This window comes from Synechococcus sp. MIT S9220 (assembly GCF_014304815.1).
Lineage (GTDB): Bacteria > Cyanobacteriota > Cyanobacteriia > PCC-6307 > Cyanobiaceae > Synechococcus_C.
On sequence record NZ_CP047958.1, the window covers coordinates 518,727 to 531,886 of the forward strand.

At 58.8% G+C, this 13,160-nt stretch carries 11 protein-coding genes and 1 rRNA gene; 4 read left to right on the forward strand and 8 right to left on the reverse strand.

Going from position 1 to position 13,160, the window contains the following annotated elements:
- Positions 1–98: 98 nt before the first annotated feature.
- Positions 99–215, forward strand: a 5S ribosomal RNA gene (gene rrf / locus SynMITS9220_RS02660).
- A gap of 95 nt (positions 216–310) precedes the next feature.
- Here rrf and mtnC read toward each other — a convergent pair.
- The 4 genes from mtnC to SynMITS9220_RS02680 are packed head-to-tail and all read right to left on the reverse strand — an operon-like array spanning position 311 to position 2,796.
- Positions 311–1,069, reverse strand: a complete 759-nt coding sequence (mtnC, locus tag SynMITS9220_RS02665) for an acireductone synthase (RefSeq protein ID WP_186990517.1) — start codon at positions 1,067–1,069, stop codon at positions 311–313.
- The gene (gene mtnB, locus SynMITS9220_RS02670; RefSeq protein WP_255483191.1) at positions 1,066–1,677 is read right to left on the reverse strand and encodes a methylthioribulose 1-phosphate dehydratase; all 612 of its coding nucleotides are present in this window, start codon (positions 1,675–1,677) and stop codon (positions 1,066–1,068) included. Before mtnB ends, mtnC begins: the two co-directional genes overlap by 4 nt.
- Before the next feature lie 52 nt (positions 1,678–1,729).
- The gene (locus tag SynMITS9220_RS02675; protein WP_186990519.1) at positions 1,730–2,581 is read right to left on the reverse strand and encodes a DNA-formamidopyrimidine glycosylase; all 852 of its coding nucleotides are present in this window, start codon (positions 2,579–2,581) and stop codon (positions 1,730–1,732) included.
- A gap of 5 nt (positions 2,582–2,586) precedes the next feature.
- Positions 2,587–2,796 (reverse strand): photosystem I reaction center subunit IV, encoded by a 210-nt coding sequence (locus SynMITS9220_RS02680; protein WP_066912053.1) that lies wholly within the window; start codon positions 2,794–2,796, stop codon positions 2,587–2,589.
- A 156-nt stretch (positions 2,797–2,952) separates the two neighbouring features.
- Between SynMITS9220_RS02680 and SynMITS9220_RS02685 the strand changes: the two genes are divergently transcribed.
- Together SynMITS9220_RS02685 and SynMITS9220_RS02690 are read left to right on the forward strand one after the other, a co-directional pair.
- Positions 2,953–3,975 (forward strand): hypothetical protein, encoded by a 1,023-nt coding sequence (locus tag SynMITS9220_RS02685; RefSeq protein ID WP_067093881.1) that lies wholly within the window; start codon positions 2,953–2,955, stop codon positions 3,973–3,975.
- A gap of 42 nt (positions 3,976–4,017) precedes the next feature.
- Complete coding sequence (locus SynMITS9220_RS02690) at positions 4,018–5,505, forward strand: ATP-dependent DNA helicase RecQ (RefSeq protein WP_186990521.1); 1,488 nt, start codon at positions 4,018–4,020, stop codon at positions 5,503–5,505.
- A gap of 7 nt (positions 5,506–5,512) precedes the next feature.
- Here the strand turns inward: SynMITS9220_RS02690 and SynMITS9220_RS02695 are convergent, their stop codons facing one another.
- Together SynMITS9220_RS02695 and SynMITS9220_RS02700 are read right to left on the reverse strand one after the other, a co-directional pair.
- Positions 5,513–6,598 (reverse strand): LysM peptidoglycan-binding domain-containing protein, encoded by a 1,086-nt coding sequence (locus SynMITS9220_RS02695; protein WP_186990523.1) that lies wholly within the window; start codon positions 6,596–6,598, stop codon positions 5,513–5,515.
- A 78-nt stretch (positions 6,599–6,676) separates the two neighbouring features.
- The gene (locus tag SynMITS9220_RS02700) at positions 6,677–8,077 is read right to left on the reverse strand and encodes an aldehyde dehydrogenase family protein (protein ID WP_186990524.1); all 1,401 of its coding nucleotides are present in this window, start codon (positions 8,075–8,077) and stop codon (positions 6,677–6,679) included.
- Positions 8,078–8,195: 118 nt separating this feature from the next.
- Here SynMITS9220_RS02700 and SynMITS9220_RS02705 point away from each other — a divergent pair, with 118 nt between their 5' ends.
- Complete coding sequence (locus SynMITS9220_RS02705) at positions 8,196–9,857, forward strand: alpha-amylase family protein (protein ID WP_186990526.1); 1,662 nt, start codon at positions 8,196–8,198, stop codon at positions 9,855–9,857.
- Positions 9,858–9,878: 21 nt separating this feature from the next.
- On the opposite strand, the gene SynMITS9220_RS02710 is transcribed toward SynMITS9220_RS02705, so the two are convergent.
- Together SynMITS9220_RS02710 and glpK are read right to left on the reverse strand one after the other, a co-directional pair.
- Positions 9,879–11,447 (reverse strand): glycerol-3-phosphate dehydrogenase/oxidase, encoded by a 1,569-nt coding sequence (locus tag SynMITS9220_RS02710; RefSeq protein WP_186990528.1) that lies wholly within the window; start codon positions 11,445–11,447, stop codon positions 9,879–9,881.
- A complete protein-coding gene (gene glpK, locus SynMITS9220_RS02715; protein WP_186991785.1) occupies positions 11,440–12,945 on the reverse strand; it encodes a glycerol kinase GlpK in 1,506 nt (501 codons plus the stop codon). Before glpK ends, SynMITS9220_RS02710 begins: the two co-directional genes overlap by 8 nt.
- Positions 12,946–13,160 lie beyond the last annotated feature (215 nt).

Consider the following 13,160-nt stretch of genomic DNA (forward strand, 5'->3'; position numbering starts at 1 on the left):
GGCGATGATTTATTCGATTCAGACGCATGATCAACGATGAAAGTTGTTGGTGATGTCCTATGCAGTTCTCAGGGTTCAACCTTGGGAATGTTTTCTATCCTGGTGTCCATAGCGTTGTGGAACCACTCCGATCCATCTCGAACTCGGTTGTGAAACGCAGCAGCGGCGACGATATTTGGGGGGTAGCCCCCTGAGAAAATAGCTCGATGCCAGGTAAAACATTTCTATCACGCATGTGATGCGAAGAAAGCCACCCTTGAGGGGTGGCTTTTTTTGTGCCCTGGCGCGTTTTGTTGTTGTCAGGTTCAATTCAGCGCTGGTTGTTGTGCGCTGCATTGATCTTCTCGAGATCGATATCGCAAAGTTGTTGTACGACTGCGTGCTCGCCAGGGTCTTGATGTGGATTGCCTTCACGCAGGCAGAACACAGTGTTCATGCCTGACTGCCAGGCTGCATCGCATTCGCCTGGGTGATCGCTGATAAACAGCACTTGGTTCGATTGAATGCCTAGTTTTTGCGCAATGACTGTGTAGCTCTGATGGGCAAGTTTGGGGCCTGTGCGTGTGTCAAACCAGTGGTCAAAGCGATCCGTGAGGTCTCCTTTGCTTGTATGGGCGTAGAGAAGTTTCTGGGCCTGAATGCTGCCAGATGAGTACACGGCAAGCGTGATTTCCTTGCGTTTCCAGTGATCGAGTTGTTTGCATACATCGCTGAATAGGGGTGATATCAGCTCCCCTGATAAGTAGCCTTGCTTCCAGATGATGCCTTGTAATTCCTTAAGAGCCGTCGACTTTCTGTCTGATTGAATCAGGTGCTGTAAGTACTCTTCCACCTCCTTTGTGGATGGAGGCTTTTGAGTGGTCTGGCTCAGCATTGTTTGGCTGGTTGGATCCAAATCGGCCAGCCATTCATTGATGGCTTCATCCACTAATGCATCAATCTCAGCATCGTTTGATCTGTTCATCAATGCTGCATTCAGATTCTTCTGCGCGAAAGGAAACAGCGTCTGGCTAACAAAATCGACAGGGCAGGTTGTTCCTTCGATATCCAGCAGGATGGCCCGAATCATTGTTGGCTCCGCATGAGTGATTGTCTCCAGCTGAGTTCCAAGAGAAATTCGAGGATTTCGGTATGACGACGAGCTTCTTTCAGGTTGTCGCCCCAGGCGTAGAGGCCATGGCCTGAAACCAGCAGCCCTTGGGGAGCTTCACTTAATCGTTCGGCAGCTGCTTCGCTCAGTGCCTGTAGATCCTGATTGTTGGCAATGATCGGTACGTTGACACTGGTGTCATGGGTGGTGACTCCCTTCAGTCCCTTCAACATCTCCCAGCCCTCAAGAGTCACCTTGCCTCGCTCCAGCTCCGTTTTCGACAGCAGCGTTCCTGATAGGGAGTGGGTATGCAGCACGGCCCCGGCTCCGCAACAGTCAATGATGCGCAGATGCAGCAGGGTTTCTGCACTCGCTTTGCCTGCTCCTCGGGTGACGTCACCGCTGCTATTCACTTCGATCAGTTCTTCGGGTTGGACTGAACCCTTGTCGACTCCGCTGGGGGCCATCAACAATCGCAGAGGTTCATGCGCCACCACAACGCTGAAATTGCCTCCAGTGCCATCGCACCAACCCCTGCGATGCAGCAGTTTCATCGTGGCTGAGAGTTCTTCAGCAGCCTGAACCAACGCCTTCGCTCCTCCCGCGTTCCATGCGTCTCCGTCCTATCGCACCCGAGATTCAGGATTGGCAGGTGGGGCACCAATGGGTGCTACGGCCGGCAAGTTTCACCCGATCAATGGCAGTGCCACAGTTCAAACACGGTTGCCCGGTGCGTCGATACACCGCGGCTTGTCCTCCGTAATTGCCGTTGACGCCTTCAAGGTCTCGGAAATCGCTGAATGTTGTGCCACCAACGCCGATGCTGATCTCGAGCACATGCACAAGGCTGTCGCACACGTGTTCCAGTTGTTTGCGGTTGAGCCTGCCTGCTGGTGTTTGGGGTGCAATGCCCGCTGCAAACAAGCTTTCGTCGGCATAGATATTGCCTGCGCCTGCCACCAGTGATTGGTCCAGCAGGGCTGCCTTGATCGAGCGTGTTGATCCTTTCAGCTTCTTTTGCAAATAACCGGCATTGAATTCTTCGCTGAAGGGTTCGGGTCCTAGTCGCTTCAATCCGGTGATGACGGATTCGGTGGCTGTTCCTTGCGGAACCCACCACATCTCGCCAAAGCTACGTACGTCGACGAAACGCAGCTCCTGCTCCCTGGCATTCCAGAAGCGCGCCCTTGTGTGCTGGCAAGGTTCTGTGGGTTCTTCGTGCCACTGGAACTGGCCGGTCATGCGCAGATGCACTCCCCAGCAGCCACTGGGCTCGCCAGTGCTGGGATTCAAGAGCTGAGCAATCAAATATTTGCCGCGTCGCCGCCACTCGCCAACGGTCTGGCCTGCAAGACCACGGCAAAAAGCTGTCGCGCCCCCAGGGCTTGCCACGGCTCTCTCACGGAGGATTTCGGCTTCTTGAATCACAAACGATTGAAGACGGTTCGCCAGTCCCCGACGAACCGTCTCAACTTCCGGAAGTTCCGGCAAGGGAGTTAGGCCGGCTCGAGTTCGTCGAGCGCGAAGTTGTTGGTGTTGATGCCACCGTCTGAACCCTGCAGGCCGTTGTAGTTGACCTGTTCGAACCTGACCACGACCGGGTAGCGGATGCCGGACGTGTCGATTGAGGCGACCTTGCCCACATCGTTGAACCAGAAGGACTCAGGGCGCTTGATCCGCACCATGTCACCGCGGGAGATCGCCATCGCTTCGTAGCAACTAAAAGCACATTGAGCGTATCTCTAGGTCTTTCCCTGGAGTGCTGTTGCGTCACACAATGTCGCCCTGATCAGCTCTTTGCCGGCACTGCGCCATGCCAGCATCCAGCCTCCGGACTGCTGCCTGCCTTGCTGCCAACGAACATGGAAACTCCAGTTCTGGAGCTCGATCTGCCAGATCCTGATCAGGACGACATCAGCACGATGGAGTTTCTGGCTCGCTTGGAACAGGCCTGGGCTGTCTGTGACAAGTTCGATCTGCAGACCGAAATCTGGCGTGGAAAGATCCTCAAGGCCGTTCGTGACCGTGAAAAGAGGGGTGGAGAAGGACGTGGCGCCGGATTCCTGCAGTGGCTCAGGGAGCGGGAGATCAGCAAAACCCGGGCCTACGGATTGATCCAGCTTGCGGAGTCGGCGCAGGAGATGTTGGGCGAGGGGGTGCTCGAGGAGACCAGCGTCAATCAGTTTTCCAAACGCGCCTTCATGGAAACCGCACAGGCGGCTCCGGAGGTGCAGCTGATGATCTCTGAAGCTGCCAATGAAGGGCAGGAGATCACCCGCAAGCAGGTCCGACGGCTGACGGATGAGTTCATGGCTGCCACCAGTCCTCTGCTGCCAGAGGAAATTCGGCAACGCACCCAGGAGAATCTGCTGCCCCCAAAAGTGGTTGCGCCGCTGGTGCGTGAGCTGGCCAAGCTGCCGGAGCCACAGCAGGATGATTTGCGCAAGGTGCTGCGCGATGAGCCTGAGCTTGACCGCATCAAGGATGTGACCCACACCGCGCGCTGGATCACCAAGGCGACAGAATCCAGTGTTGCCGTCCGTGCCTTTCAGCAGGGTGAGCTTGATCTGGAGAAGGCCATGCAGGAAGCCCAGAGGCTGGATGCACTGGGATTGCTGGCTGATGCAGTCGGTCAGGCTCAGTCCCTGGAATCGGCAGTGCTCAAGCTGCACACGTCCTGGCGACGACTGGGTGGTTTGCAGGAACGGCTTTGGGTAGAAAGTGGCAGCAGTACTCCGTATCTCCGGGATGTGCTCTCGGCGCTGCAGAGTCTCAGCGGCGCGACGCTTCGGGTGTCTTTAGGTGAGTTGGCTGGGGGTAAGCGGGTGCGACTCCAGCTGGTTGAGGAATCACCGGATCAGCTGGATCCTCCTCCGCTCCCCTAGATCTGGGGCTCGATAGGCTGGGCACACCATCTGTGGAGTGCTTTGGACCTGCTGCTGGATGCGCTCAAGCGTCATTACGGCTGGTCTGAGTTCCGGCCAGGGCAGCGTCCTGTTGTGGAATGCCTGTTGCAGGGGCAGGACTGCCTGGCGGTGCTGCCGACTGGTGGTGGCAAGTCACTGTGTTTTCAGTTGCCCGCTCTGGTGAGATCAGGTCTCGTCGTGGTGATCTCGCCTTTGGTAGCTCTGATGGAGGATCAGGTTCTCCAGTTGAGACGTCGAGGCATCGCAGCAGCCTGTCTTCATGGAGGAATTGATCCAGTTCAGCGGCGACAGACGCTTTCGCAGCTCAGCGACGGATCCTTGCGGCTGTTGTATCTCGCTCCGGAGCGTCTTCAGGGTGAAGCCACCCGTTCTGTTCTGCAGGAGCACGCTGCTACAGGACAGCTGGTGGCGCTCGCTGTCGATGAGGCTCACTGCATCAGCGCTTGGGGCCATGACTTCCGTCCTGATTACCGCCGGCTGGGTGAGCTGCGTGCCCTTTGCCCAGGGGTTCCTCTGGTGGCTCTCAGTGCTACGGCAGCCCCTCGGGTCAGAGCAGATATTCTTCGCCTTCTGCATCTCAGGCGGCCGCTGATCCAGGTCGGATCGGCCCGACGTCACAACCTCCACTACGCCATGCGCCGCCGGGTTGGTGATCCTTTGCAGGATGTGGTTGATGCCTTGGAGAATGCCCGTGGCGCTTGTTTGATTTACGCCCGCACCCGTGTTTCGGTGGAGCGTTGGACAGAGCGACTCTGTGCCAACGGGATTCAGGCCATCGCCTATCACGCCGGTCTTGAACCTGAAGTTCGACATCGAGCGCTGGAGCATTTCCTGGGAGCGCAGGACCCTGTGTTGGTGGCCACGGTGGCGTTTGGTATGGGGGTGGACCGATCGGACGTCGGTCTGGTTTTGCATCTGGATCTCCCGAGCACGCCGGAGGGCTATCTGCAGGAGTCAGGTCGTGCAGGGCGTGATGGCAAGCCAGCTCACTGCCTGGTGCTGTTCTCGCCGAGAGATCGAACCAGTCTGGGATGGGCGATGCAGAGCGCTCTGCGCCGGTCATCCGCCAGCGATGCCGCCGAAGAATCGCGTCGAATTGAACTGGCGCAGCAGCAGTTGCGCCGTATGGAAGCTGTGGCAGAGGGAGAAACCTGCAGAGAACAAGCTCTGCTGCTGTCCGTCGGTGAACTAGTCCCTCCCTGTGGCCGCTGTGACCGCTGTCTTTCCAGTACCTCAAGTAAGGACTGGTCTGACCAGGCCACGGCTGTTCTGGAGTTGCTCGCGGAGGTTCACGGCACAGATTCCCGCAGACTCAGTGAACGACTCAATGCTGAAGAGGGTCGTTCGGCGCACTGGGGATGGCTGACGCGGCGGCTGGTTCAGGAGGAGTTGATCCATGAAACCGATGACGGCAGCCAGCGTCTGTATCTAAAGGAAAGTGGCCGTCGCTTTTTGCGTCAGCCCTGGCCTTTGCACTACGCCGCTTAAGCCGCGTTCAACCCTTTGCTGCCGTGCAGCGATCCTTCACGAGAGCCTTCTCGAATTCCGACTGGGGTGCAATCCAGTTTTTCCACTTCCCGTTGGCGCCAGTGGCATTGATTTTTTTGGCGGAGCAGTTCACCGCCACATAGAGCGACTGTCCATCGCTGTTCAGTGTCGGAGCTACTTCGCTTCCACCCATCGACTGCCAGTTTCCCCAGTCGACTTGAAGGGGGCCATAGTTCCGCCAAGAGGCTGGCTTCGGCTGCACGCTTGTTGTCGTTGTTGCTTGGGTCGCCTTGGCAGTGGTGACAGGTTTGACAACTTTGGGCTTCACCGCACTGGTTTTCACAGCCGTTGGTTTGACAGTCGCCGGCTTGGCAGCAGACGTCTTGATGCTTTCGGGCTTGGGTTGGACTTGTGCTGGCTCCTGCTGATCGGGCTGGCTTTCGGTCAGCAATGGTTGTTGCTCAACAGGTGTTGTGGCCTTGGATGTGGCTGTTGATGTGTTGCTGATGCTTTCGGTGGAGCGCAGCATCAGCTGGGTTCCGATATTGACCTGATTAGGGTTTTCAATCGCATTGATGCTCACCAACGAGGTGAGCGGGATGTCGTAGGCCTTAGCGATCTGGCTGAGAGTCTGGCCGCGGGCCACGGTGTGGGAGATGGCATTGGGTTTGGCCCGAATCGGCACCGGCTTGGCCGTGGGTTTGGGCTTGGCCTGAGGAAGCACCGCGTTGCTGGGCAGCTTCAGGGTCTGACCGATCTCAACATGGTCAGCACTCGACAGTCCGTTCAGGGCCATTAACTGGCGTTCACCAACTCTGTATTGCGCCGCAATCCCGCTGAGGGTGTCACCGGACTGCACGTTGTGACGCCCCTTGCCTGCTGAAACGCTCCCAGGCAGCCGCAGTGTCTGGCCGGCCTCCACATGGTCCGAGTTCCTGATTCCGTTGAGGCGCATCAGGCTGTTGATCGATACGCCGTAGCGAGCCGCAATATCCGAAAGGGTCTCCCCTGACTGAACCGTCACGTTGGCGGCATGACCGGCGAGTGGTGTCAGAGCCATCGCGGCAAGGACGGTCAGGAGAGTGCGGCGCATGCGTGAGCGTTGGCTGGGCGAAAGATAAGGTGCCTCCCGTTCAGCGCCAGTGCTGTTCTGAACTTGTTGTCGCGTCCTTCAGCTCAAGAGACGACGGAATGTTTCTGGCTTGAGGGTGTAAGGCGGATAGCGCTGGGGTAGATCCAGCCAGAATGGACGCCTCAGAACCGAGCGCTCGTGGGAAAAGGTTCTGAATCCCGCTTCGCCGTGATGGGCTCCCATCCCGCTGGCGCCAACGCCACCAAAGGGCAGATCGGGGACGCCACATTGCATCAAGACGTCGTTGAAACACACACCACCGGAATGGGTGCTGTTTAGGACGAGTTCCTGATCATGATCGTTGCCGCCGAATAAATAGAGCGCGAGTGGTTTGTCCTGCTTCTGGATTCTCTGAATGGCTTCATTCAGGTCGTTGATCTCCAGCACAGGCAGCAGCGGTCCAAACAGTTCGTCGGCCATCAGCGGATCTTTTTCGTCTTGAACAGCGATCAACGTCGGTGCAATCCGGCGTCTGATCGGGTCGCACTCACCTCCGAGCAGCAAGCGACCATCATCTTTGGCTTCTTGCAACAAAGCCTCCAGTCGGCCGTAATGACGGTCGTGAATCAGACACGCCAGGGATTCGGATTCGAGTGGATCGCTGCCGTAAAGCTTCAGCCGTTCCTCAGCGATGGCTTGCAGCAGAGGCGTACGCAGATCGGATTGGACAAGCAGATGATCCGGTGCGATACAGGCCTGCCCCGCATTGAATCCCTTCCCCCAGACCAGTCTGCGTGCCGTGATGGAAAGATCGGCCCCAGGCAGCACGATCGCAGGGTTTTTGCCTCCGAGTTCCAGGGTTACGGGCGTGAGGTTGGCGGCGGCTCCCTCCAGCACCTTGGCTCCGATCTGTCCGCCGCCGGTGAAAAAGATGTGATCGAAGCGTTGCCGAACCAATTGAGCGGCAACAGCTCCATCACCATTGACGACCTGAACCACATGGTCTGAGAAGTGCTCTGGCACCAGCCTCTCGATCAGCTCGGCTGTTGCTGGGGCATGTTCGGAAGGTTTGATCACGGCGGTGTTGCCGGCTGCAAGAGCGCTGACTAACGGCCATAACGTGAGACTGAACGGCAGATTCCAGGGGCCAATCAGCAGCACGCATCCGAGTGGTTCGCGGATCAGCTCGGCCCGGCCGGGCTGCTGCACAAGCGGCACACGGACTCGGCGTGGACGCATCCAGGTACGAAGACGCCGTTCCGCGAGTTTGAGTTCCTGAAGCAGGGTCACAACCTCAGCCATCCCTTCAAGATCGGGTTTGGAAAGGTCATGGCGAAGGGCCTCGAGAATCTCTGGCTCGTGTTCTGTTACGAGCTCACGCAGGCGCTGAAGCTGTTCACGACGCCAAGCTTCCGGCCTCGTGAGTCCCTCCAACACAGGTTGTCGCAGCCGGTCCAGGTCGGTTTCGGTAAAGGGGTATGCAGCGTTGGCCTGGACCATGACGAGAAGAGCGTTCTGTCTGTGCAGGTCATGCTCGCAGTTTCGTGAGCTCAACCGTTGATGAGGGGATGACGCAGAGCACGATCGCCATTACACCGTGATCAGAGGCAACGGCCTGATGAGTCAGCAGCAGCCGTGGTGGAACGGCGCCGTCATCTATCAGTTGATCGTGCGCAGTTACCGCGATGGCAACGGTGATGGGATTGGAGACCTGCAGGGCTTATCCAGCCGGCTTCCTTATTTGCGTTGGCTTGGGGTGGAAGCCATCTGGCTCACGCCCATCTACCCCTCACCGCTGGATGACGGCGGGTATGACATCACCGACTTCAAGGCGATCCATCCCGATCTGGGCGATCTCGCCGCGTTTCATCGTTTCCTAACGGCCGCACATGCGCAGGGGCTGAAGGTGGTGATGGATCTGGTGATGAATCACACCAGCACCCTTCATCCCTGGTTTCAGCGCGCTCGATGGGCCGCCAAGGGCAGCCCTGAGCGCGAGATCTACGTGTGGAGTGATGACCCGCATCGTTATGCCGATGCCCCAGTGCTCTTCCGCCATTTCGAGTCGTCGAACTGGGAATGGGATGAGGTGGCAGGTCAGTACTTCCTCCACCGTTTCCTTCGCCATCAGCCCGATCTCAACTACGCCAATCCATTTGTCCAGGAGGCGATGTTGGATGTGGTGGATTTCTGGATTGATCGTGGTGTCGATGGTTTCCGCCTGGATGCCGTGCCTTTCCTGTGTGAGGAGGAGGGATCACGCTGTGAGGGGCTTCCGGAAACCCACGCTTTTTTACAGCGACTTCGCCAGCGGGTGGATTCCCATGGCAAGGATGTTTTGTTGCTGGGTGAAGCGATCCAGCCCGTTGAAGAAATTGCGCCTTACTTATTGCAGGATGAGCTCCACGGTGCATACAACTTTGCGCTGACCGCTCACCTCTTTGCTGCGATCGCCAGCGGCAGTGTGAAAAATCTGCGCAATTGTCTGGAGAAGGCACAGCAAGTTGTCAGTGGCTGTCGCTGGGCATTGCCTCTGCGTAACCACGATGAGTTGTGGTTGGGTGATGGTCACCTGATCCCGGAGGAGGTGATCCAGACCATCCGTGCCGGACTGCATCAAGGACAGGGACATTGGCTCAACTGGGGCATTAACCGTCGCCTGGCGCCATTGCTCAATGGCGATCCGGGTTCCAACCGCGTTCTTCACGCCCTGCTGTACAGCCTGCCGGGGATGCCTTGCCTCTATTACGGCGATGAGCTCGGCATGGGCGATTGGCCGGGATTGCGTGACCGCGATCCCAATCGCACCCCGATGGCCTGGACTCCCGCGCGTAACGGGGGCTTCTCCACCGCACCTGATCCGCTGTTGGTGCTGCCGCCGATCACAGCTCCTGGCTACGACTATCGCGTGGTGAATGTTGAAGTGCAGAAGCAGCTGCCTGGTTCACTGCTGAACTGGCACCGGCGCATGCTCACCTGCAGGCGACTCTTGCCGGCGCTGCGACATGGCAATTTCGAGCTGTTGAAATGTGCTCACCCAGGTGTGATCACCTACGTGCGCTGTGACGGCAGCATGACGGTGTTGGTGGCGGCCAACCTCTCAGCAGCAGGGGCTTCGCTGCACCTTGACCTCAGTCGTTGGAGCGGTGTGCGTACGCGTGAGGTGTTCTGGGGTTGTGAATATCCCCCTGCTTCAGAGCGTTGGTTTGTCTACCTGCCGGCCCATGGATTCAGCTGGTGGCTGATCGGTGAAGTGGAGGACGTAAACGCTGAGCAATGAAATCTGAGCAATGAAATCTGATCAGTGACTCAGTTCAAGAGGTGCGCTGTCGCCATGGCCGCACTGCTCAAGCATTTGATTCACCACTGGAGCCAACCGTTGCGCTTCGTCGCGGTCAACCATGGCCAGACGCGTCCGCCTGGCCAGCACGTCCGTGATGCTTCTCGCCTTTTCGGTCTCAATGGCATGCCGCAGCTCTCCGCTGCAGATGGGCATCACCGGGCTGAGAGGTTCACGCTCTGCTGTTGACCAGCTGTTGACCAGGGCTTCCGCATTGAGGCCATGACTGCTTTCAAGATGTTCGATCTGTTCCGCTTGCTGCGGCGATTTCGGCAACAGATCCTGGAGGGTTGAGCGTTGTGCAATCAGACGGTTTGGGGTTTGCAGGGGATCGCGGTCTGAGCCGATGAGAGGCAGTTCCTTGGCCGGTGGCAGTGACTGTCCCAATTGCTTCGCGACGGCCGTGAGGGTGTCGAGAGCCATGGGACGGCAGGTGGTCCATTTGCCGCCCATCACGCTCACCAGCCCGCTGGGCATCGTCTCCACCTCGTGCTCGCGCACCACACGGCTGCTGTTCATGTCGGCATCGGCAGGCTTGAGCAGGGGTCTTCCTCCAGCCCAGCAACTGCCGATGTCAATGCTGTTGAGGCCTGGGAACCATCGCTTCACGTAGTCGAGGAGATAGTTCTGTTCCTGATCGGATGGCACAGCTGCCTGCGGATGGCTGCAGGGCGTGTCGGTTGTTCCGACCAGTGTGCTCCCGAAGAAGGGCAGCATGAACAGCACCCGGCCGTCATCGGTGGAGGGCAGCAGCAGGCCGATTCGTTGCGGACAGAGACGCTGCTTCAGCACCAGATGCACTCCACGACTGGTCAGCATGCGTTCCTGGCACTCGGGTTCGGCCATGCGCCTCAGTGCATCGGCATGAATGCCGGTGGCGTTGACCACCACGCGGGCTTTCCAGCGCTCTCTCTGGCCATCGGCGTTTTCGCTGATAGCTGCGCACAGCTTCCCGTGGCTGTCTTTCTCCAGCTCCACCACCGGTGTCCGCGTGCGCACGACCGCCCCGTGTTGCTCGGCGCTGAGTGCCATCAGCAGGTTCAGCCTGGCATCGTCAAACTGCCCATCGCTGTAGGCAACCCCTCCGCTGATATCGCTGCGCAGCGCGGGCAGCGCTTGGTGCAACAGCGTCCGAGACAGCAGCCGGCTACTGCCGATCCCTGCACGGCCTGAGAGGGCGTCGTACATGCCGAGCCCGAGGCGGTAATACAGCTGGCCGATGAGCCCATCTGTGGGCAGAGCCAGTTCAAGGCGATGGGCAAGAAATGGCGCCTGTTTCAGCCAATGTCCACGTTCCAGCAACGCTTCTCTGACCAGTCGAAGCTGAGCGGCGTCGGCGGTTTTGAACGCCAGTTCGAGATAGCGAACACCTCCGTGTAAGAGCTTGGTGCTGCGCGAACTTGTGCCGCCACCAAGGTCATGGCCTTCGAGCAGGGCCACCTTCAGCCCCCGGCAGACCGCTTCGTAGGCCACGCAGGCTCCACTGGCCCCGCCGCCAATTACCAGAAGGTCGAAGCAGTTGTCAGGCATGCCAGCGCAGGCTCCTTGAGATGGCGTCGCCCCATTGCTTCATCCAACGCTGGCGTTGTTCAGCACTCAGCGAGGGTTCAAACACGTCGGCCTGCTCACCCCGGAGGGATTCCAGATCCTTCAGGTTGTTGATCAGTCCTGCCTGAACTCCTGCCAACAGTGCGACACCACGGGCGGTGCTTTCCAGGTAAGCCGGACGTCGCACCCTCAGCCCCGTGCTGTCGGCCTGGGCCTGCAGCAGTGGATCCGATGCGGCTGCACCACCATCCACGGCCAGCTCCCCGAGTCCATGGCCGATGGACTGCTCCGCAAGCTGCACCAGTCCCGCCACCGAGAGTGCGATGCCATCAAGGGCGGCACGGGCGATCTGGCCGCGACCAGTGTCGCGGGTCAATCCGATCAAAAGGCCCCTAGCTCCAGGATCCCAATGCGGTGTTCCCCAGCCTGTGAAGGCAGGAACAAGCATCACTCCGCCTGCATCGGCAACGCTGAGGGCTAACTGGTTGATTTCTGCCGCTGTCTCGATGATTCCCAGTCCATCCCGCAGCCACTGCACCACCGTGCCGGCGTTGAACAAGCTGCCCTCAAGGCAGTAGGTGGGCTGCCCCTGGTCGTCGGTCCAGCCGAGAGTGCTCAGCAACCCAGCATCACTGCGTTGAATGCCGCTGCCTGTATTCACTACCAGAAATGCACCTGTGCCGTAGGTGCATTTGGCTTCGCCTGGTTGAAGGCACAACTGGCCGAGTGTGGCGGCTTGTTGGTCGCCTAGCAGGGCATGGATTGGCACTCCTGCAAAGGGGAGTCCTGATGCGATGGTTCCAAAGTCGCCACGACAGGGCACCAGCTCCGGCAATGCACTCAATGGCAGCCCGGTCTGCTCGCAGAACGCATCCACCCACTCACGTTGTTTCAGGTCCATCAGCAGGGTGCGGCTGGCATTGCTCATGTCGGAGCAGTGCCGCTTTTGTCCGCTGAGGTTCCACAGCAACCAGCTCTCCACCGTGCCGAAGCAGAGATCATCATGTGCGGCAGCGCTGGAAGCGCTTGCCTCATGCCGCATCAGCCAGCGAATCTTGCTGGCGCTGAAGTAGGGATCGAGGAGCAGGCCGGTGCGAGCTCGCCATTCCTTCTCAAGGCCTTCTTCTTTCCACTGTTGACAGATATCGGAAGTGCGGCCGTCCTGCCAGACCAAAGCGGGGCCGCAGGGCTGCCCATCGCCGCGTCGCCACAGGATCGTTGTTTCCCTCTGATTGGTGACTCCGCAGGCCACCACAGCGTCCCTCTGTTCTTGGCTGATGGTCTTCTCCAAGCGCTCCATCGCCAGGCGCTGGCTCTCCCAGATGTCCCTGGGGTTCTGTTCCACCCATCCGTCAGCTGGATAGCTGATGGCTAAGGGAGCGCTGGCACTGGCAACAGGGAATCCACGCGGGTCAAAGAGAGCGGCGCGTGAGCTGCTGGTGCCCTGATCCAGTGCAAGAAGGAGGGGCGTTGCTGCCATAGCCGAGACTTTTTTTAGTGCTAGCGGCACTGGTCGGCTGTCGCCACTCGATGTTGAGGTCTTATCGCCAAGCCAGGTTGTTCTTTGGCACGTTTCGATCCATCGACCGCGAGCTTGCCAGCTGCGCTCGGGAGCTGAGGCAACTCTGACCTCGAGGAAACGTCCTGAGAGGCAATCCATCCTTGATTGCCTCTGGACACAACACCCGGTGCCTG

Bases quoted from the DNA above. Each gene is read 5' to 3' on its own strand.
- SynMITS9220_RS02705 (WP_186990526.1), top strand. From the start codon at position 8,196: ATGAGTCAGCAGCAGCCGTGGTGGAACGGCGCCGTCATCTATCAGTTG.
- SynMITS9220_RS02680 (WP_066912053.1), bottom strand. From the start codon at position 2,796: ATGGCGATCTCCCGCGGTGACATGGTGCGGATCAAGCGCCCTGAGTCC.
- mtnC (WP_186990517.1), bottom strand. From the start codon at position 1,069: ATGATTCGGGCCATCCTGCTGGATATCGAAGGAACAACCTGCCCTGTC.
- SynMITS9220_RS02710 (WP_186990528.1), bottom strand. From the start codon at position 11,447: ATGCCTGACAACTGCTTCGACCTTCTGGTAATTGGCGGCGGGGCCAGT.
- glpK (WP_186991785.1), bottom strand. From the start codon at position 12,945: ATGGCAGCAACGCCCCTCCTTCTTGCACTGGATCAGGGCACCAGCAGC.
- SynMITS9220_RS02685 (WP_067093881.1), top strand. From the start codon at position 2,953: ATGGAAACTCCAGTTCTGGAGCTCGATCTGCCAGATCCTGATCAGGAC.
- SynMITS9220_RS02700 (WP_186990524.1), bottom strand. From the start codon at position 8,077: ATGGTCCAGGCCAACGCTGCATACCCCTTTACCGAAACCGACCTGGAC.
- SynMITS9220_RS02695 (WP_186990523.1), bottom strand. From the start codon at position 6,598: ATGCGCCGCACTCTCCTGACCGTCCTTGCCGCGATGGCTCTGACACCA.